The organism is Azospirillum sp. Sh1 (assembly GCF_008365135.1).
Classification (GTDB): Bacteria; Pseudomonadota; Alphaproteobacteria; order Azospirillales; family Azospirillaceae; genus Azospirillum; species Azospirillum oryzae.
In genome coordinates this window covers 1-19,508 of the sequence record NZ_VTTK01000031.1, presented here as the reverse complement: position 1 = coordinate 19,508, position 19,508 = coordinate 1, and the positions used below count along the sequence as shown (strand labels likewise).

15 protein-coding genes are annotated in these 19,508 nt (G+C 67.7%); 8 read left to right on the top strand and 7 right to left on the bottom strand.

Annotated elements, in window-relative coordinates:
- The first annotated feature begins 184 nt into the window (after window positions 1–184).
- Window positions 185–2,344, top strand: coding sequence for a malate synthase G (locus FZ029_RS24705; RefSeq protein ID WP_149272370.1), 2,160 nt, complete (start codon window positions 185–187; stop codon window positions 2,342–2,344).
- A 49-nt stretch (window positions 2,345–2,393) separates the two neighbouring features.
- Here FZ029_RS24705 and FZ029_RS24700 read toward each other — a convergent pair whose 3' ends face one another.
- Window positions 2,394–3,734, bottom strand: a complete 1,341-nt coding sequence (locus tag FZ029_RS24700) for a class I SAM-dependent methyltransferase (RefSeq protein WP_247892481.1) — start codon at window positions 3,732–3,734, stop codon at window positions 2,394–2,396.
- Between the two features lie 12 nt (window positions 3,735–3,746).
- Window positions 3,747–4,223 carry a ribose ABC transporter permease gene (locus FZ029_RS24695; RefSeq protein ID WP_149272368.1) on the bottom strand — a complete coding sequence of 159 codons (477 nt, stop codon included), beginning with the start codon at window positions 4,221–4,223 and terminating at the stop codon, window positions 3,747–3,749.
- Window positions 4,224–4,667: 444 nt separating this feature from the next.
- On the opposite strand from FZ029_RS24695, the gene FZ029_RS24690 reads away from it, so the two are divergent.
- Complete coding sequence (locus FZ029_RS24690; RefSeq protein WP_149199046.1) at window positions 4,668–5,489, top strand: ParB/RepB/Spo0J family partition protein; 822 nt, start codon at window positions 4,668–4,670, stop codon at window positions 5,487–5,489.
- A 13-nt stretch (window positions 5,490–5,502) separates the two neighbouring features.
- Here the strand turns inward: FZ029_RS24690 and FZ029_RS24685 are convergent, their stop codons facing one another.
- On the bottom strand, window positions 5,503–6,135 hold the full coding sequence (locus FZ029_RS24685; protein ID WP_149272367.1) for an MBL fold metallo-hydrolase: 633 nt from the start codon (window positions 6,133–6,135) through the stop codon (window positions 5,503–5,505).
- 255 nt (window positions 6,136–6,390) lie between these two features.
- On the opposite strand from FZ029_RS24685, the gene FZ029_RS24680 reads away from it, so the two are divergent.
- Together FZ029_RS24680 and FZ029_RS24675 are read left to right on the top strand one after the other, a co-directional pair.
- Entirely contained in the window at window positions 6,391–6,843 is a 453-nt protein-coding gene (locus FZ029_RS24680) for an Rrf2 family transcriptional regulator (RefSeq protein ID WP_085085625.1), read from the top strand.
- Between the two features lie 97 nt (window positions 6,844–6,940).
- On the top strand, window positions 6,941–7,645 hold the full coding sequence (locus FZ029_RS24675) for an SDR family oxidoreductase (RefSeq protein WP_149272366.1): 705 nt from the start codon (window positions 6,941–6,943) through the stop codon (window positions 7,643–7,645).
- A gap of 233 nt (window positions 7,646–7,878) precedes the next feature.
- Here the strand turns inward: FZ029_RS24675 and FZ029_RS24670 are convergent, their stop codons facing one another.
- The 3 genes from FZ029_RS24670 to phoU form a co-directional block, all read right to left on the bottom strand.
- Entirely contained in the window at window positions 7,879–9,171 is a 1,293-nt protein-coding gene (locus tag FZ029_RS24670) for an adenylosuccinate synthase (protein WP_149199042.1), read from the bottom strand.
- Between the two features lie 116 nt (window positions 9,172–9,287).
- Window positions 9,288–10,454 (bottom strand): ATP phosphoribosyltransferase regulatory subunit, encoded by a 1,167-nt coding sequence (locus FZ029_RS24665; protein ID WP_149272365.1) that lies wholly within the window; start codon window positions 10,452–10,454, stop codon window positions 9,288–9,290.
- Window positions 10,455–10,655: 201 nt separating this feature from the next.
- Window positions 10,656–11,429, bottom strand: coding sequence for a phosphate signaling complex protein PhoU (gene phoU, locus FZ029_RS24660; protein ID WP_149272364.1), 774 nt, complete (start codon window positions 11,427–11,429; stop codon window positions 10,656–10,658).
- 299 nt (window positions 11,430–11,728) lie between these two features.
- Between phoU and FZ029_RS24655 the strand changes: the two genes are divergently transcribed.
- Genes FZ029_RS24655 through FZ029_RS24645 form a run of 3 tightly spaced genes read left to right on the top strand, consistent with a single transcriptional unit; the run spans window position 11,729 to window position 16,360 of the window.
- Complete coding sequence (locus FZ029_RS24655; RefSeq protein ID WP_149272363.1) at window positions 11,729–12,451, top strand: hypothetical protein; 723 nt, start codon at window positions 11,729–11,731, stop codon at window positions 12,449–12,451.
- Window positions 12,452–12,476: 25 nt separating this feature from the next.
- The gene (locus tag FZ029_RS24650) at window positions 12,477–14,615 is read left to right on the top strand and encodes an adenylate/guanylate cyclase domain-containing protein (protein ID WP_149272362.1); all 2,139 of its coding nucleotides are present in this window, start codon (window positions 12,477–12,479) and stop codon (window positions 14,613–14,615) included.
- Window positions 14,616–14,659: 44 nt separating this feature from the next.
- On the top strand, window positions 14,660–16,360 hold the full coding sequence (locus tag FZ029_RS24645; protein WP_247892480.1) for a ShlB/FhaC/HecB family hemolysin secretion/activation protein: 1,701 nt from the start codon (window positions 14,660–14,662) through the stop codon (window positions 16,358–16,360).
- Between the two features lie 95 nt (window positions 16,361–16,455).
- Here the strand turns inward: FZ029_RS24645 and FZ029_RS24640 are convergent, their stop codons facing one another.
- Entirely contained in the window at window positions 16,456–17,091 is a 636-nt protein-coding gene (locus FZ029_RS24640; protein WP_246457208.1) for a cold shock domain-containing protein, read from the bottom strand.
- Between the two features lie 412 nt (window positions 17,092–17,503).
- On the opposite strand from FZ029_RS24640, the gene FZ029_RS24635 reads away from it, so the two are divergent.
- The gene (locus tag FZ029_RS24635; protein ID WP_149272360.1) at window positions 17,504–19,384 is read left to right on the top strand and encodes a right-handed parallel beta-helix repeat-containing protein; all 1,881 of its coding nucleotides are present in this window, start codon (window positions 17,504–17,506) and stop codon (window positions 19,382–19,384) included.
- Window positions 19,385–19,508: the final 124 nt, after the last annotated feature.

Genomic DNA, 19,508 nt, shown 5'->3' with positions numbered 1-19,508 from the left:
AGCCTGGAAATACCTAAACTCTGATCACCGCATATCCGGCGCCGGCCGCCTGCTACCATTTCTCCATACGCTGCGGTGCGACATTGTGTTGACCGGCTCGCGGGGAAGACGCGATAACCGATGAACCAAGACTCCCGGAGAGGAGTCTGCGAACCGAGCGCAAGAGAATGGGACACGCAACGAGATGAGCAACTGGATCCGCCGTGGCGGCCTCGAAATCGCCCAGCCGCTGTACGACTTCATCAATGACGAGGCGCTGCCGGGGACCGGTGTCGACGCCGACCGTCTCTGGACCGGCCTCGACCAGCTCCTGCACGAGCTGGCGCCGCGCAACAAGGCTCTGCTGGACAAGCGCGACAGCCTGCAGGCGCAGATCGACGCGTGGCATGTCGCCCGCCGCGGCAAGGTCTTCGATCAGGCCGAATACGAATCCTTCCTGCGCGAGATCGGCTATCTGGTGCCGGAGGGCGGCGACTTCGCCGTCGGCACCGGCAATATCGATCCGGAAATCGCCTATCTCGCCGGTCCGCAGCTGGTGGTGCCAATCACCAACGCCCGCTATGCCCTGAACGCCGCCAACGCGCGCTGGGGCAGCCTGTACGACGCGCTGTACGGCACCGACGCCATTCCGGGCACCCCGGCGGCCGGCGGTTATGACGCCGCCCGCGGCGCGCAGGTGATCGCCTGGGCGCGCAAGTTCCTGGACGACAGCGTTCCGCTGGCCGAGGGCAGCCATGCCGACGCCACTGCTTACGCGGTCGAGGGCGACACGCTGGCGGTGACGCTGAAGAGCGGCGGCAAGACCGGCCTGAAGGACAAGGCCGCCTTCGTCGGCTGGCAGGGCGAGGCTTCGGCGCCGTCGGCCGTGCTGCTGGTCCAGAACGGCACCCACATCGAAATCCGCATCGACCGCAGCAGCGTGATCGGCAAGGACGATGCGGCCGGCGTCGCCGACGTGGTGCTGGAAGCGGCGCTGTCGACCATCCAGGACTGCGAGGATTCCGTCGCCGCCGTGGATGCGGAGGACAAGGTCGTCGCCTATCGCAACTGGCTGGGCCTGATGAAGGGCACGCTGGAGGCGAGCTTCCCCAAGGGCGACAAGACCGTCGTCCGCAAGCTGAACCCGGATCGCGTCTACACCACGCCGACCGGCAGCGTCACCCTGCATGGCCGCAGCCTGCTGCTGGTCCGGAATGTCGGCCACCTGATGACCATCGACATGGTCAAGCTGTCCGACGGCAGCGAGGCGCCGGAGGGCATCCTCGACGGCGTCTTCACCTCGCTGATCGCGCTGCATGACCTTAAGGCTGAAGGCGGTCTGCGCAACAGCCGCGCCGGCTCGGTCTACATCGTGAAGCCGAAGATGCACGGGCCGGAAGAGGTCGCCTTCGCCGACGAGCTGTTCGGCCGCGTCGAGGATCTGCTGGGCATGGCCCGCAACACCCTCAAGGTCGGCATCATGGACGAGGAGCGCCGCACCAGCGTCAACCTCAAGGAGTGCATCCGCGCCGCCAAGGACCGCGTGGTGTTCATCAACACCGGCTTCCTCGACCGCACCGGCGACGAGATCCACACCTCGATGGAGGCCGGCCCGGTCGTCCGCAAGGCGGCGATGAAGGCCACCAAGTGGATCTCGGCCTACGAGGACAATAATGTCGATGTCGGCCTGCGCGCCGGGCTGAAGGGCCGCGCCCAGATCGGCAAGGGCATGTGGGCGATGCCGGACTTGATGGCCGACATGCTGGTCGCCAAGATCGGCCACCCGAAGGCCGGCGCCAACACCGCCTGGGTCCCATCGCCGACCGCCGCCACCCTGCATGCCACCCACTATCACGCCGTGAACGTGGCCGAGGTGCAGGACCAGCTTGCCAAGCGTCAGGCAGCATCCCTGTCCGACATCCTGACCATCCCGCTCGCCGACCGCCCCAACTGGTCGGAGGACGAGATTCGGCAGGAGCTGGAGAACAACGCCCAGGGCATCCTCGGCTATGTGGTGCGCTGGATCGACCAGGGCGTCGGCTGTTCCAAGGTGCCGGACATCCACGACGTCGGGTTGATGGAAGACCGCGCCACCCTGCGCATCTCCAGCCAGCACATCGCCAACTGGCTGCACCACGGCATCTGCACCGAGGCGCAGGTGATGGAGGTCATGAAGCGCATGGCCGCCGTCGTCGACAAGCAGAATGCCGGCGACCCGCTGTACAAGCCGATGGCCGGCAATTTCGACGGCAGCATCGCCTTCCAGGCGGCGTGCGATCTGGTGTTCAAGGGCCGCGTCCAGCCGAACGGCTACACCGAGCCGGTCCTGCACGCGCGTCGCCGTCAGCTGAAGGCGGCGGGGTGAGTTGGTATTTGCGGCGGAGGGGCATTGCCCCCTCTGCCGCAGCCCTTGTTCAGGTTCCGATCCCCAGCATCCGCACCGCCACTTGCTTGGTGTAGGGGCTGGCCGCGAAATACTCGTAGCGGACCGCGTTCTCCGCGGCGAATTCCTGGAACGCCCGGTATTCGTCGTCGCGCCAGCTGCGGTTGCCGATATACTCGTCGAAGACGATGACGGTTCCCGGCCGTACCCGGTCAGCCAACGCGGTCAGCACGGTGCGGGCTGAGGCGTAGATGTCGCTGTCGACATTGACGAAGCGCACCGGCCCCCGATGGGCGGCGAGGAAAGGCGGCAGGCTGTCCTCGAACCACCCCACATGCAGGCGGGCGTTGTCGCGCACCGGCGGCAACTGGCTGCCGGTGGTCAGCACGCCGCGGGGGGAGTTGACCCAGCCCTCCGGCAGCCCCTCGAACGAATCGAAGCCGTGGACCTCCTGCCCAGCCACATCGGCGATATGGTTGAGCGAGGTGCCGCGCCGCACGCCGAACTCCAGAACCAGACCGGAAGTCGCGGTGCAGGCCAGCGCGTGGCGCAGCAGCCGGCCGCTGTTGCCGAACAGGCGGAAGTCGGAGGAGAGCTTCGGCAGCAGCGCCTTGGCGCCGTCGGGAAGCGGCCGGCGCTTCGGGTTGTCGCCGATCTCGGTATCCTCGACGGCGTCGGCCTCCGCAGTGCGGCCGAGCAGCCGCAGGGTGGCGGCGAGATAGCCCCAGTATTTGCCGTTGGCGCCGCCGCAGCGGGTGGCGCGGCGCAGGCGGCGAAGCGCCTCGTCGGAGCCGTGATGGTGCAGCGCCTGGGCATGGCTGCCGAACCAAGCGGCGGCATGTTCGGGATCGTCGGCCAGCAACGCGTCGAAATGGGCCAGCGCCTCCGCATCCTCGCCGAGATAGGCTGCGGCCATCGCCGCCTCATAGCGGATGTCGGGCGAAGTGTCTCCGTCTTGGATCGCCGCCAGTGCCAGGGCCAGCGCGTCACCATAGCGGGCATCGCGGCGCAGAGCCCCGGCCAGGGATGCGGTGAGTGTCGCTTCGCCGGGCGTGACCCAGGCGGCGCGTTCGAACCAGCGGACGGCGGGGAAGGGGGCGTTGTCGGCCTGATGGGCCTGGGCCAGGGCCGACAGCAGGTCCGGATCGTCCGGCCGGTGGGCCAGAACGCGGCGCAGGCAGGCGATGGCCGCCGGGGCGTCGCGATGGCCGAGATGGGCCAGCCCCAGCAGATGCAGACGTTCAAGTCTGTTGGCAAGTCCGTTGGCAAGCCCGTGGGGGAGGGCATCGCCGCGCAGCAGGCGCAGGGCGGGGCGGTAACGGCGCGCGTCGATCAGGGCGCGCGCTTCGTCCAATACAGTGTCAGCGGTCAAAATGACTCGTCGTCAGGGCAGCCGGCGGAAAGTCCAGACCGACGCCGGCGGCAGGTTCCGGGCGATCCAGGCATGACGCCGCGGCTTCAGCCGCAGCCGCCGGATCAGTTCCGGATTGACCGGGGCGAAGGGACCATAGGTGAATTGCACGAAAACGCCGTCCTGCGCCAGCACGGAAAATGCGCCGCGCACGATGCGGGCCTGGACCGACAGCGGCATGGCGATCAGCGGCAGGCCCGACACCACCGCGTCGCAGGTCTCCCAGCCATGGGCCTGGACGATGCGGTGGACGCGCGTGGCGTCGCCGCGCACCACCGTGGCGTTGGGGTGCAGAATCGACAGATGGTCGGCGAAGGCGGGGTCGAGTTCCACCATCAGCAGATTGTCGGGAGTGACGCCATGGGCCAGCAGCGCGGAGGTGACCGGACCGGTGCCCGGACCCAACTCCACAACGCGGCGACCGGGATCGCAGTGGGCGGCCTTCGCCATGGCGCGGCACAGTTCAGGACCGCTTGGAGTTACCGACGCGACCTTCAGGGGTGAGCGAATCCAGCGCTCTACAAAAAGCTTGCGTTCAGCAAGTGACATCGACCGACCTCCCAACAGACGCCGGATCAATTCCTCGGCTCTGCTTCAACCCTTTTTACTGAGTTACGTTTCATTGCGCCAGCCGAATGGATTTTGAATGATCGTTTAACAAAACGGTGACGCTGCAATGACGGATCCTTTTCACCGAGTATTTCCATTGGACATCCCCCCGATGGGTTAGCCGGAAGAGTGGGAGAGGACCGGGCCGTGCCCGCTCCGGCGAACCGCAACGGCAATGTTCTCCTTTTCTTCCACTGCACCGTTGACAGGGCCGTGACCGCCGGGCACCGTTGCGGAACCGGAAGGACGCCGGACGGACAGGGGACCAGGGGACCGGAACAGGACATGCCGACGCTCGCACCCGATCATTCGGATCTGTTCGACGATACGGGCAAGCCGCCCCGGCTGTTGGAACTCGACGTCGCACGGGTGATGCGCAATCCGGGCATGCCGCGCCGCCATTTCGACCCGCAGGAGATGCAGAGTCTGGCCGACTCGATTGCGCATTACGGGCTGAAGCAGCCGATCCTGGTGCAGGAGGTCGTGGGCGGCCATCGGCTGGTCGCCGGCGAACGGCGGCTGCGTGCGCATGAGATGCTGGGGCTGGCGACCATCTACGCGCTGGTCACCTCCGGCAATCCGGACGAGCTGACGCTGGTGGAGAATGTGCAGCGCGTCGATCTGGATGCGCTGGAACTGGCGGAGGCGCTGTCCCGCCTGATCGACCGCTTCGGCTACACCCAGGAACAACTCGGCCGCATCATCGGCAAGAGCCAGAGCAACGTCAGCCACACCTTGCGGCTGAACAGCCTGCCGGAGACGATAAAGCAGGAATATGCCGCCGCCCACCACGACGTCTCGCGCTCCACCCTGATCGAGATCGCCTGGATCAAGGATCTGGACGAGCAGATGGCGTTGTGGGAGCAGGTGAAGGCCGGCGACGGCACCGTCCAGGCCGCCCGCAGCCGCAAGGACGCCGCCAAGGAACCGTCGCTGCGCACCATGTCGGCGGTCGGCCGCTTCCTCGACGCGCTGCGCCGCGCGACCGCCCGGCTGGGCGATCCGCGCGAGCACCGCGCCTATGTCGACGACATGCAGCGCCGCGAACTCATCAGCCTGCGCCGCCGCATCGACCTGCTGCTGGGCGACGAGCCGATGGTGGATTGAGGGCGCGTAGCGTTCAGTCGTTCAAAAACGGATTGTAAAGCCGCTCTTCCCCGAAATTCGACATCGGGCCGTGGCCGGGGATGAAGGCGATGTCGTCGCCGTAGGGGAACAGCTTGTCGCGGATCGAGGCGATGAGGTCGGCGTAGTTGCCCTTGGGAAAATCGGTGCGGCCGATCGAGCCCTGAAACAGCACGTCGCCGACGATGGCCAGCTTCGACGGCCGGTGGACGAACACGACATGGCCGGGGGTGTGGCCGGGGCAGTGGCGGACCTCCAGCGTCTGGTTGCCGACGGTCACCGTATCGCCCTCCTCCAGCCAGCGGTCGGGCGTGAAGGAGCGGACGGGCGGGAAGCCGAACATCTGGCTCTGCATCGGCATGCCGTCGATCCAGAACTGGTCGTCGCGGTGCGGCCCCTCGATCGGCAGCGACAGCTTGTCGGCCAGATCGGCGACGGCGCCGGCATGGTCGATGTGGCCGTGGGTGACCAGGATCTTCTCCAGCGTTACGCCCTTCGCCTTGGCCGCCGCCAGGATGCGGTCCAGGTCGCCGCCCGGATCGATGGCGGCGCCCTTCATCGTCTCGGGGCACCAGAGCACCGTGCAGTTCTGCTGGAACGGGGTGACCGGAACGATGGCGTACTGCATGTCCTGACCTTCGACTCTGCGTGGAAACGGCGGAATGACCCTTGGGGCCGAGGGACCTTAACGCGCCCGCGCCGGATGCCGCAAACCATTCGCGCAAAGCCGGTCGCAATGGCCGGCGAAACTGGCTAAGGTCCGGGCGTCCGGCGGGAACACGCCTTTGGGTGGAATACCGGGCCGGCACGAAATGTTAACCTCCGAAGCTTTAGATCGGGGCGGACCAACCACCGCCGCCGCAATAAAACGGATTCCGCCGGAATGCTGTCGCAGAAAGCCAAATATGCGTTGCGTGCCCTCATCATGCTGGCGGAGAAGGACACCGGCGACCTGATCCTGATCGCCGACATCGCGGAGCGCGAGAATATCCCGCGCAAGTTCCTGGAAGCGATCCTGGTCGAACTGCGCAAGGAAGGCATCCTGTTCGCCAAGCGCGGCAAGAGCGGCGGCTACCGGCTGGCCCGCCCCGCCGCCCAGATCACCTTCGGCGAGGTGATTCGCCTGATCGACGGCCATCTCGCCCCGCTCCCCTGCGCCAGCAAGGGCTCCTTCAAGCCGTGCGAGGATTGTATCGATACGGAGACCTGCTCGGTCCGCTGGCTGATGCTGCAGGTCCGCGACGCCACCGCCTCCGTGCTCGACAACCGGACGCTGGCCGACGCCCTGCGCCACCGCCAGTCCACCGGCAGCATCGCCGCCAACTTCGACATCTGACCGTCTCCCGAACCCGCTTCCCGCCCTGAAATCGCATTTGAGGCGGCAGGCAGCCCCCCTTATGGTTGGTCAAACCATTGATCAGGGAGGGTTCGGCATGTCTGAAGAGAAGGTGGCCGTCGTCACGGCCGGGGGCAGCGGCATGGGGGCGGCCTCGGCGCGCCGGCTGGCGGCCGACGGGTTCAAGGTCGCGATCCTGTCCTCCTCCGGCAAGGGCGAGGCGCTGGCCGCGGAGCTGGACGGCATCGGGGTCACCGGATCGAACCAGTCCAACGACGACCTGAAGCGGCTGGTCGATGCGACGATGCAGCGCTGGGGCCGCATCGACGCGCTGGTCAACAGTGCCGGCCACGGGCCGCGTGGTCCCCTGCTGGAGATCAGCGACGAGGACTGGCACCGCGGGATCGAGGTCTATTTCCTCAACGTCGTGCGGGCGGTCCGGCTGGTGGCACCGATCATGGTGGCTCAGAAGGCGGGCTCCATCGTCAACATCTCCACCGCCTGGGCGTTCGAGCCGAGCGCGATGTTCCCGACATCCGCCGTCGCGCGGGCGGGGCTGGCCGCCTATACCAAGATCTTCGCCGACCAGTATGCGGCGGAGAATGTGCGGATGAACAACGTCCTGCCGGGCTGGATCGACAGCCTGCCCGCGACCGAGGACCGGCGCCAGAGCGTGCCGATGCAGCGCTACGGCAGCAGCGAGGAGATCGCGGCGACGGTGGCCTTCCTGGCCTCGCCGGGCGCCGGCTACATCACCGGCCAGAACATCCGGGTCGATGGCGGGCTGAGCCGCTCGGTGTGAGCGGAGAAGCCGCGGACAACGGATGCGTCCCTGAGCCCGTGGGACCAAAAGGACTTTGCGTCATCCCCGCGAAGGCGGGGATCCAGGGAACGTTGCGGATGAGGTGCTCCGTCGGCTGGATTCCCGCCTTCGCGGGAATGACGGCCGAAGGAGCACCTGATTCTATCACGTTTGTAGAAACGAAAAGGGCCGGCGAAGTGCCGGCCCTTTTTGCTTGGCAGAACCCCGCCGTATCAGTCGGCGAAGGGGTCCGTCATCAGGATGGTGTCGTCGCGTTCCGGGCTGGTCGACAGCAGGGCGACCGGGGCCTGGATCAGTTCCTCGATGTGGCGGACATACTTGACCGCCTGGGCCGGCAGCTCCGCCCAGGAGCGGGCGCCGCGGGTGGTGTCCTTCCAGCCTTCGAAGGTCTCGTAGATCGGCTCGACGCGGGCCTGGGAACCGGCGTTCGACGGGTAATAGTCGATCTCCTTGCCGTCCAGCTTGTAGCCGACGCAGACCTTGATCTCGTCGAAGCCGTCCAGCACGTCCAGCTTGGTCAGCGCGATGCCGTCGATGCCGCCGGTCTTGACCGCCTGGCGGACCATGACGGCGTCGAACCAGCCGCAGCGGCGCTTGCGCCCGGTGACCACGCCGAACTCCTTGCCCTTCTGGCCGATCAGCTCGCCGATGTCGTCCAGCAGCTCGGTCGGGAAGGGGCCGGAGCCGACGCGGGTGGTGTAGGCCTTGCAGATGCCCAGCACATAGCCGACGGCGCGCGGCCCCATGCCGCTGCCGGCGGCGGCGTTGCCGGCCACCGTGTTGGAGGAGGTGACGTAGGGGTAGGTGCCGTGGTCGATGTCCAGCATCGTGCCCTGGGCGCCTTCGAACAGGATGCGCTTGCCGGCGCGGCGCAGCTCGTCCAGCTGCTTCCAGACGACGGCGGCGTAGGGCAGGACCTGCGGCGCGATCTCGCGCAGGGGATCCAGGATGTCGGCCGGGGTCATCTCCGGCGCGCCCAACGCGCGGAACAGCGCGTTGTGGTGGGCGAGCAGGGCGTCGACCTTCTCCACCAGCACGGCGTCGTCGGTCAGGTCGCACAGGCGGATGGCGCGGCGGGCGACCTTGTCCTCATAGGCCGGGCCGATGCCGCGGCCGGTGGTGCCGATCTTGCCGGCGCCCTTGGCCTCTTCGCGCGCCTTGTCCAGCGCGCTGTGCACCGGCAGGATCAGGGGCACGTTCTCGGCGACGATCAGGTTCTCCGGGGTGACGGAGACGCCCTTTTCCTTGATCGCGTTCACTTCGCGGATGAAGGCCCACGGGTCGAAGACGACGCCGTTGCCGATGACCGACAGCTTGTTCTGGCGCACCACGCCGGACGGCAGCAGGCTCAGCTTGTATTCGACGCCGTTGATCACCAGCGTGTGGCCGGCGTTGTGACCGCCCTGGAAGCGCACCACCACATCGGCCCGGCTGGACAGCCAGTCGACGATCTTGCCCTTGCCCTCGTCGCCCCACTGGGCGCCGACCACCGCAACGTTGGCCATCTCTCGTCTCCGCAAAACTTCAAAAGGAACCGCTCAACCACCCGATCCACCGCAGGGCACCATCCGCGCGGCGTGGGGGTCCGTTCACCCTAAACCCAAGCTCATCGAACCCAAGCTTATCCGGCCGGCTTGACGTCCCCGCCGGCCAGCCAATGGCCGCACTGGAGCCGTTTGGCTTCCGCGGCCGCATCGGCCACCGGGGCGAGCCCGGCGACCGTCACCCATCCGTCGGCCCGCAGCCTGCGCGCCGTCTCCCAACCGCTGCCATGCGGCACATACACCCGGCCGGGGGCCTTGGCCGCAGGAACCGCGCGCAGAAGCGTGTCCATGTAGAGCGTGAAGCCGGTCGCCGGCTCCCCACGGCCATCGCCCTTGGCTTCGCCCTGGGCGCCGGCGCGGTAGCGACCGCCCTGGCCCAGCTCCCCCGCGGCGCGGGAGAACAGGGTGAAGCTGAGGCCGGTCTGATATTCAAAGCCGCGATGTTCCACCAGATCGATGGTCACCGTCAGGTCGGGCATCGCCGCGCGCAGCAGGGCCAGCGTGTCGGTCAGCCGGCGGCGGTCCTTCTCGGCGCCTTCCGGTAGCGGCAGCGCGGCCAGCGCCTGCATGGCGCGGTCGGCGGGACCGGAAGCGTCCATCAGCGTTTCGAGCAGCTTGGCCGCCGGGCCGCCGACGGCCGCGACCGCGGCGGAGTCCTTGCGGTCGAGCGCGGCGCGCAGCTGGCGGATCTCGTCCTCGCCCAGGCCGAGGCCGGCGCAGATGCGCGAGACCATGGTCGGCACGCAGAGGTCGACCGACAGGTGCGGCACGCCGATGGCGGTCAGCGCCTGGACGGCCAGCAGCACCACCTCGGCATCCGCCTCCGCCTCCAGGGCGCCGATCAGCTCGACGCCGACCTGGGTGAACTGGCGTTCGGGGCGCAGCTGCGATCCCTTCACCCGCAGCACCTGCCCGGCGTAGCACAGGCGCAGCGGCCGGGCCTCGTTCTTCAGGCGGGTGGTGGCGATGCGGGCGATCTGCGGGGTGATGTCGGCGCGGACCGCCATCATCCGCTGCGAATGCGGGTCCATCAGCCGGAAGGTCTGCTTGGACATCGCCGCGCCGGGGCCGGAGAGCAGGTTCTCCTCGAACTCGACCAGCGGCGGATCGACGCGGCGGTAACCCTGCGCGGCGAATTCCGCCAGCAGGCGTTCGACGGCCGCCGCCTCATGCGCCGCTTCGGACGGCAGCACGTCGTGCAGTCCGGCGGGAAGCAGGGCGGAGCTTAGTGCGTCGGCGGGCATGACCAGCGTGTCTCGTTGCAGGCAGGGACAGGGATGCCGCGGCGAATGTCGGGCACACGGGGCGGGCTAATACCCGACCCCCGCGCCGCATGCAAACGGAAAAGCCCCGCACGGTGGCGGTATCTCCCCTGCGCGGGCGGATTCACCGCAGGCGGATGGGCAGAAAAGGGGGTCGGGAGAGGGCGCTGGTGGCAGCCGGACTCAGCCGGCGTCGGCCGGGCCGGCGTCGTCCAGGTCGGGGGGGAGCGGCAGGTCGGTGTCCGGAGCGGCGGGGGAGATCACGGCGAAGCTGCTGCCGTCATTCTTCGGGCGCAGCACGGTCAGCGGCGAGCCGACCACCAGGAAGTGGATGATCTCGGCGATGTTGGTGGCGTGGTCGCCGATCCGCTCCAGATTCTTCGCCATGAACAGCAGGTGCGTGCAGGGCGTGATGTTGCGCGGATCCTCCATCATATAGGTCAGGACCTCGCGGAACAGGCTGGTGTAGAGGTCGTCCAGCTCCTCGTCGCGTTCCCAGGCGGCGATCGCCTTGTCGACGTCGCGCTCGATGTAGGCGTCGAGCACCTCCTTCAGGATCGTCTCGACCAGCCGGCCCATGCGCGGGATGCCGGCGGCCGGCCGCACCACCGGCACCTGGGCCAGCGCCAGCGACCGCTTGGCGATGTTGGCGGCATAGTCGCCGATGCGTTCCAGGTCGGCGGAGACCTTCAGGGCGGAGACGATCTCGCGCAGGTCCTGCGCCATCGGCTGGCGCAGGGCCAGCAGCCGCACCGCCTCCGCGTCGATGTCGCGTTCGTAGGCGTCGAGCCGGGCATCGGCCTGCATCACCTGGGAGGCGAGCCCGACGTCGCGGCGGGTCACCGCCTTCACCGCGGCTTCGACCTGCGCCTCCGCGACGCCGCCCATCTGGGTGACGAGGTTGGACAGGCGCTGCAATTCCTGCGCGAAGGAGCGGACGATGTGTTCGGTGCCCATGTTCGGTCGCGACGCTCCAATGATGTCCGGTCCGTCCGCCACAGCCCGCAGGGCCGCCACGCGCGGGACGTGTATATTAGCCTGTGGTCATGACGCCGGTGTGGCGGGTTTATTTCACTTCCTTGACAATCGCGTGTCGGCGGAGCGCCCCGGCTTTACTGGCGGCCCGCCCGTGACCTTGCCCGCCGGCGACGTATTGGATTTGAAGTAACTCGGTAACTTCGCTAAAGGGTACGCAGCCGTATTGAAACCGTCCGCATGGGGCACGACCCCCTGCACTGACCGGGAGGCCGTTTTCCATGTCCGTCGCGTTCCAGATGCCTGTCCTTCGGATGCCCGGCCGCGCCATCGCCGCAGGATCCCTGCTCCTGCTGGCTGCGTCGCCGCTGGCGCTCGCCGCCGATCCGGCTCCGGCCGCAGGCGCTCCCACCGCTTTGGTCGAGGATGTGTCGGACGGCGTCGACGGCGTGCAGCCGATGGATTACCTGGCGGCCGGCCGCACCGTGGCGCTGAAGTCCGGCCAGACGCTGACGCTGAGCTATCTGGAATCCTGCGTGAACGAGACGATCACCGGCGGCTCGGTGACGGTCGGCGCCCGCGAGTCGGCGGTGGAAGGCGGCAGCATCGACCGCCACACGCTGCCTTGCGACGGCGGCAAGCTGCTGCTGGCCTCCAACGAGGCGGGCAAGGCGGGGGTGACCGTCTTCCGCAGCGCGCCCATCGCCCTGCCGGGCATGAAGGCGCCGCTGCCGAAGCCGGACCTGACCCTGTTCAAGACCCATCCGGTACTGATCCTGTCGGCTCCCGGCCCCGTCACCATCGACCGGCTGGACGTGCAGGGCATCGCGCTGACGACCGTCAATGTCCCCGGCACCACGCTGGACACCGCGAAGAAGGGCAGCGGGCTGGAGCCGGGCGGCCTCTACAAGGTTTCCACCGGGCAGAAGTCCTTCATCGTGAAGATCGACGAGAAGGCCGCCGGCGGCGGCGGTCCGGCGCTCGGCCGCCTGATCCGCTTCTGAGCGGCGGGCACGACCGTTGACTAGGATGAGGCTGCCCCGGCGCGTCCGGCTGGTCCTGCTCGGCGCGGTGGCGCCGGTCGTGGCATCACTTCTGGTGCTGGCCGCCTCGTCGTCGCTGCAGGGGCCGTCGATCGACAGCCTCTATTGGCTGCGGGAGCGGCTGCATGGCCCCCGGCCGGCCCCCGATCCGTCGCCGGTGGTGGTGGTCGGCATCGACGAGGAGACCTATCGCCGCCCGCCCTTCGCCGGCACGCCGCAGGCGCTGTGGGGTCCGCGGCTGGGCACCGTGCTCGGCGCCATGCTGGACGGCGGGGCGGCGGCCATCGGCCTCGACCTCGTCCACCCGACCTCGGTCGAGACGCTGATCCCCGGATTCGAGCGCGACTACCTGCTGACCCTGCGCCGCGGCGGCAAGGAGGGACGGCTGGTGCTGGCCAAGGTGCAGCATCAGAGCGACCCGCTGATGCCCTACCGCGGCTATATGATCGCCGCCGGGGTCAACAATGTCCGCTCGGTCAATCTGGTGGAGGATGCCGACGGCGTGCTGCGCCGCGTGCCGCTGACGCTGACCGTGGCCGGCCCCGACGGCAGGCCGAAGGCCGAGCCGGGCATGGCGGTGGAGGTGGCGTCGCGCGCGCTGAAGGCGCCACTGGAATGGGGGGCCGACGGCTCCGCCACGCTGGCCGGCTACCGGATTCCGGGCGGGGAGGGCAACCGGCTGCTGGTCAACCACGCCACCGCGCCCGGCGCCATCCCGACCTATTCGCTGGCCGACCTGTATGCCTGCGCCGAGGCCGGCAAGTCCGACTTTTTCGCCAGCCACTTCAAGGGCAAGGCGGTGATGGTCGGTACGGTGCTGGACGTGGAGGACCGCAAGCTCTCCTCCAACCGCTGGGTCACCAAGCCGGAGGGGGTGAATCTTCCCGAACGCTGCGCCCTGCCGGTGATGAGCGGGCTGTATGTCGCCGGCCGCACCCGCGACAGCATTCCCGGCGTCTACATCCATGCCGCCGCCATCTCCAACCTGATGGCGCACGATGCGTTGGCGGAGACCGGCCGGCCGGCCGCCGCGGCGCTGGTCCTGCTGCTGGCCGGACTGGCCGCCGTGGTGACGCTGGCGACCCGGCCGCCGGTGGCCGCAGCCGGCCTGCTCCTGCTGCTGGCGGGGTGGAGCGGCGTGGCGGTGGAGGCCTTCCAGGGCGGGCTGGTCCTGCCCTATCTGCAGGCGGCGCTGGCGGCGCTGCTGGTCTTCCCGCTGGCGCTGGGTCTGCGCTTCGCGGTGCTGGACCGCGACCAGCGGCACATCCGCAACGCCTTCAAGCTCTATCTGCCGGGGTCCCTGATCGACGACATGATCGCGTCGGGCCAGTCGCCCAGCCTGGGCGGGGAGGAGCGCGACCTGTCGATCCTGTTCTGCGACATCGCCGGCTTCACCAAGATGTCGGAGGGGATGGAGCCGGAAGCCCTGGTCGCCGTGCTGAACCGCTATTTCACGGTGATGACCGACATCATCGAGGCGCATGGCGGCTTCGTCGACAAATACATCGGCGACGCCGTTCTGGCGGTGTTCGGCGCCCCCTATGCCATCGACAACCATGCCCGCGCCGCTGTGGCGGCGGCGCTGGCGATGCGTCAGGCGATGGCGGACGACCCGACCCTGCTGGCGACCGCCAGCGGGCGCGGCTCCAACCGCATCGGCATCGCCACCGGGCCGGCGCTGATCGGCAACATCGGCTCGCCCCGCCGCTTCAACTACACGGTGATGGGCGACACGGTGAATCTGGCCTCGCGGCTGGAGGGCGCCAACAAATACTACAACACCGTTCTGATGGTCAGCGGCGAGACGATGCGCCACCATGGCGACCCGGAGGCCTTCCGCGCGCTCGACATCGTGCAGGTCGTCGGCCGCAGCGAACCGGTCGAAGTGTTCGAGCCGCTGTCCGACGCCCGCCGCGCCGATCCGGAGGACCGCGCCCAGCGCGCCGCCTACGCGACCGCCCTCGACCATTGGCGCGCCGGCCGGTTCGAGGCCGCCGCCGCCGGCTTCCGCGCCCTGGTCGCCACCGACGGCGCTGCCCTGGCGATGCTGCACAAGGCGGAAAAGCGCATCGGCCGGACGCCCGAGCCGGACTGGGCCGGCGTCACCGCCCTTACCGACAAATAGCCGGACGACGACAAGCCGTGTCCCGAACCGCGATGCCCACTCCCATGCCCCGACGCCTGCATCGGCTCGCCCGCCTGTCCGCCCTGCTGCTGGCGGGCGTCGCCGGTCCGCTGCCGGCGCTGGCCCAGACGGTGCCGCCGGTTTTGCCGCCCTCGCTCGATCCCAATCGTCTGGAGCAGCGCTTCGAACGGCCGGCCGTGCCGCAATCCTCGCCGGAAATCGAGATGCCGGCGCCGGAAAAGGCGCCGCCGCCCCGCGATGCCGAGCGCATCACCCTGACGCTGAGCGAAGTCCGCATCGACGGCAACAGCGTCTATGACAGCGTCAGCCTGTCCGCCCTGTGGCACGACAAGCTGGGCAAGCCGATCACCCTGGCCGACCTCTACGCCATCCGCGACGCCATCACCGCGCGCTACCGCAACGACGGCTATGTGCTGTCCCAGGCGGTGGTGCCGGCCCAGCGCATCCGCGACGGCGTCGTCCGCCTGCAGGTGGTGGAAGGCTACGTCGACGAGGTGGTCATCCAGGGCGAGGCGACCGACCGGCTCGGCCTGCTGCGGCGGATGAGGGAGAAGATCAAGGCTTCCCGGCCGCTGCGCATGGCGGATATGGAGCGCTATGTCCTGCTGGCCGACGACCTGCCCGGCGTCGCGGTGAAGACGGTGCTGGAGGCGTCGCCGGACACCCCCGGTGCCTCGCGCCTGACGCTGGCGCTGGAGCGCACGCCCTTCAATGGCTTCCTGTCGCTCGACAACCGCGGCACCCGCTCGATCGGTCCGTTCCAACTGACCGGCGTCGCCAGCGTCGAGGACCAGCTCGGCCTGTTCGAACGCACCACCGCCCAGGGCATCGTCACCCCGCAGCTCCGCGAACTGCGGTTCTTCGACGTTGGGCAACTGGTGCCAATCGATTCTGAAGGCACGACGGTGGAGTATGGCGTCCGCCGTTCCTGGTCGCAGCCCGGCGACAGCGTGCGGCCGCTCGATCTCTATAGCCTGACCACCTCCGGCCGCATCGCGGTGGCGCATCCCTTCATCCGCAGCCGGACGGAGACGCTGCGCGCCGGCCTCAGTTTCACCATCCGCGACAGCCGCACCGATGCGCTGGGCGACAAGCTGTCGCAGGACCGGCTGCGCATCGTCGCCGCCAATGTCGCTTACGATTTCGCAGACGGCTGGGGCGGGTCGAACCTGCTGACGGCGGAATTGTCCAAGGGTCTGGACATCCTGAACGCCACGGAATCCGGCAGTGCCAACCTGACCCGCAGCGGTGGGCGCAGCGATTTCCGCAAGCTGCTGGTCTCGGCCCAGCGCAACCAGCCGCTGACCGAATCGCTGGTCCTCGTCCTCTCCGGCGAGGCGCAATACAGCCCCGACCAATTGCTGTCGTCGGAGGAATACGGCCTCGGCGGCAAGCAGTATGGCCGTGCCTTCGACCCGTCGGAGATCACCGGCGACAGCGGCTTCGCCGGCCGTGCGGAACTGCAGTACATCCTGCCGGTCCAGGAGGAGGGGCTGGATTACGTGGTCGGCTACGGCTTCGGCGATTATGGCGCGGTCTACAACTACGAGGGCGGAACGCGTCACGGCCGCCGGTCCCTCGCCTCGGCCGGCGTCGGCCTGCGATTCGGCGTGTTCCGGCGCATCGACGCCAGTGTTGAGCTTGCCAAGCCCTTCATCACCACGCCGTTCAGCACGCAAGACCGCGCACCGCGCGCCTTCTTCACACTCTCAACGCGGTTCTAGACCAACCCGGTTCCAGCTCCACGCACGGCAATCGCCGCGCGGCAGGCCCGTCAAGGGCCAACCCGCGGCGGCAATCGCAGTTGAATGGCGTGTCGTCAGATCAGCTCGACCCGCTGGGCGACCGGCGCATCTTCCGACCCGACGGCCAGATACCGGACGTCCTCGCCGTCGGCGACGATGTCCAGGCCCGACTGGCGCAGGGTCGCACGGTCGAAATAGACGGTCGCGCCGTCTTCCCACGGCTCGATCAGGCCCGACTGGCTGTCCAGATTGTACCAGCGCACCGTGCCGTAGGCCATCGTCGCCGGGCCGGCCGGCTCGGCCTGACGCTCGCGCCGTTCGCGCGGCGGCTTCGGCGGGCGGGCAAAGCCTTCGCCGCCATCGTCAGGCTGCGCACCCAGTCCGGGAGGCTGGCTCATCGGCTGGGCGGCCGATGCGGTGGCGCGCGGCGGGCGCTGGTTGCGGGCGCGCGGGGCCGGCGGGGTTTCCGGCGGCGTGGCGGAGTGAATGGCGACGACCTGGGGTCCCTTGGCGCCCTGGGCCAGATCGCAGACGACCGTCGTGCCCTCGACCGGGTTGGGCAGGGAGGCGGCGGCCAGGACCGAAGCGTGCAAGAATGCCTCTCCGGAGCCATCGGCGAGGCGGACGAACCCAAAACCCTTTTCCGGCTTGAACCACTTTACCGTCGCGGTGACGTTCGTCGCGGTGACGTTCTTCAACTCTTCGCTCAAGACAGGTCCCTTTCACGTCCTGTAGCCGGGGGGAGGGCGGCCCTGACGCTGAACTGGGCGCGGCACCGCTGTATGACCAAGAACAAGACCCCGGCGGTGGCAAGCTTATCATAAAATTCCAGAAAATGGCCAGTGCGGCGATGACCTGTAACGTTACCGCAAATGCCGGAACCGCTTGGGCTTCCGCCCATGCCCGCATTGCGCGAGCAAAGCGGTGCGGATCCAAGTCTCCATCCATATTCCGGTTTCACAAACAAAATCGGACAAGAACGATACAAAATTCCGGTACGGTATCAGGATACAAATTACCGATCTTGCAGTTACAACCTGTCCGTCGGAGGTACTTAAGCTGTAAATAAATTTTTAACTAAAAAATTCGACTCATGCCTCCATCAGAACGGAGGAATGACTTATGACGACCACCGACCAGACCGCTTTTTTCGTGTCCACCAAGGGCAATGACAGCTGGTCCGGGCGGCTCGCCGCTCCCAACGCCGCCGGCACCGACGGTCCCTTCGCCAGCCTCGAGAAGGCGCGGGACGCAATGCGGGCAAGCGACATCGACACGACCTATGTTCGTGGCGGCACCTATCGCCTGAACAAGACCCTGACCCTCGACTCCCACGACGACGGCCACAGCTTCCTCGCCTACAAGAGCGAGACTCCGGTGCTGAGCGGTGGGGAACGGGTGACCGGTTTCACCTACGAGGGCAAAGGCCTCTATTCGGCCAAGCTCTCCTCTGCCAACGGCCTTGACGTCAGCATCGGCGGCGTCCGCCAGCATGCGGCGCAGACCGGCGACTTCAACCCGGACCATGCCGCAACCAGCGGCTGGCATGTGCTGAAGGCGAACTCCACCGGCGCCAGCAAGACCAGCTTCAACTTCACGAACGCCGACATCCCCTCGGGCCTCAAGCCCCATGCCGGGCTGGTCGTTCAGACCTTCGACACCGAAAGGCTGAAGGACGACATCTCGCATGTGAAGTCGATCGACCAATACCACCACACGGTGACGCTCGACGACGCGGCGTCCTACGGCCTGCGCACCGGCGGCACCTACCGGGTGATGAACGACGCCTCGCTGATCCGCGACGCCGGTGAATTCGGCTGGCGCGCCAGCGACGGCAAGCTGGTGGTGAAGCCGGAACATGCCGCGAGCTTCCAGTCGGACGGCGTGGTCGTCGCCCGGCTCGGCACGCTGATCAAGACCAGCAATGCCAGCAATGTCAGCTTCGAAGGTCTGACCTTCTCCGACACCCGCTATGACGGCTCTGCGCTGTCGATGCAGGGCGGGCACGGCAACTCGGTCGGCGGCAATCACTTCGTCAATGTCGGGACGGCGGTTTCGCTTGACGGCACCGACACCAGCCGCATCGCCGGCAACCATATGGAGCAACTCGGCGGCAACGGCGTTTCGATGATCCACGCCGCCAACGGCAACCGCATCTACGCCAACACCATCGAGCATATCGGCCAGATCACCAAGGGCGGTGCCGGCATCGGCGCGGTCGGCAGCAGCAACACGCTGGTCAGCCACAACGACATCACCGATGCCCCGCGTTACGGCGTGTCGTTCAAGGAATGGGACGACGGCCAGTTGAACCGCAAGAACATCGTGGAGTTCAACAAGATCCACCATGTTGGGCAGGAGACCGCCGACGGCGGCGGTATCGAGATGCTCGGCCGTTCGGCCCAGAACATGGGCTCGGTGATCCGTGGCAACGAGGTGATCGACACCGGCGGCCTCGCCACCGACGGCAAAGGCAACTGGCTGACCGATCACAAGGGCTGGGGCATTTCGCTCGACGATCTGACCAGCGGCGTCGTGGTGCGCGACAACTTCGTGAAGGGTTTCGCCTGGGCCGGGATCTATGTCCATGGCGGAGACGACAATCTGTTGGAAAACAACTTTGGCATCGCCAGCCGTCCGGAAGACGCTTTCATCCGACTGGAATGGGTGCCCAAGGCTGGGGCGGAGGCCCGTCCCCACGACAACATGGTGATTCACAACCTCACGGCCGGTGACAGCCCGATCAATCAGTACTGGAAGCTGCTCAGCCCCGGCAGGCTGACCATGGACGGCAATGTGGCCGCCAACGGGCGTGCCTATGGCCCGAATGACGCGGTCTTCAATCCGGGTTTCCGCGACAGCGCCCATGCCGACTACTCGCTGAAGGATCACGCGCCGGTTCTGTCCCACGGCATCCATGACCTCAGCTGGTCGTCGATGGGCACGGACGGCTACCAGGCCGACAGCAGCATGGCACAGTTCTGGGACCACGCCGCCTATTGACGGGCAGGGGGCGTCGGCCTGTCCGGCGCCCCCTAAACGCCTCTGGCCAAAAAATCGTCATGGGAGATGAAAAAAGGTCTTGCGCGGTTTGGGGGGTGCCGCATATAAAGCGCCTCCCGACGCG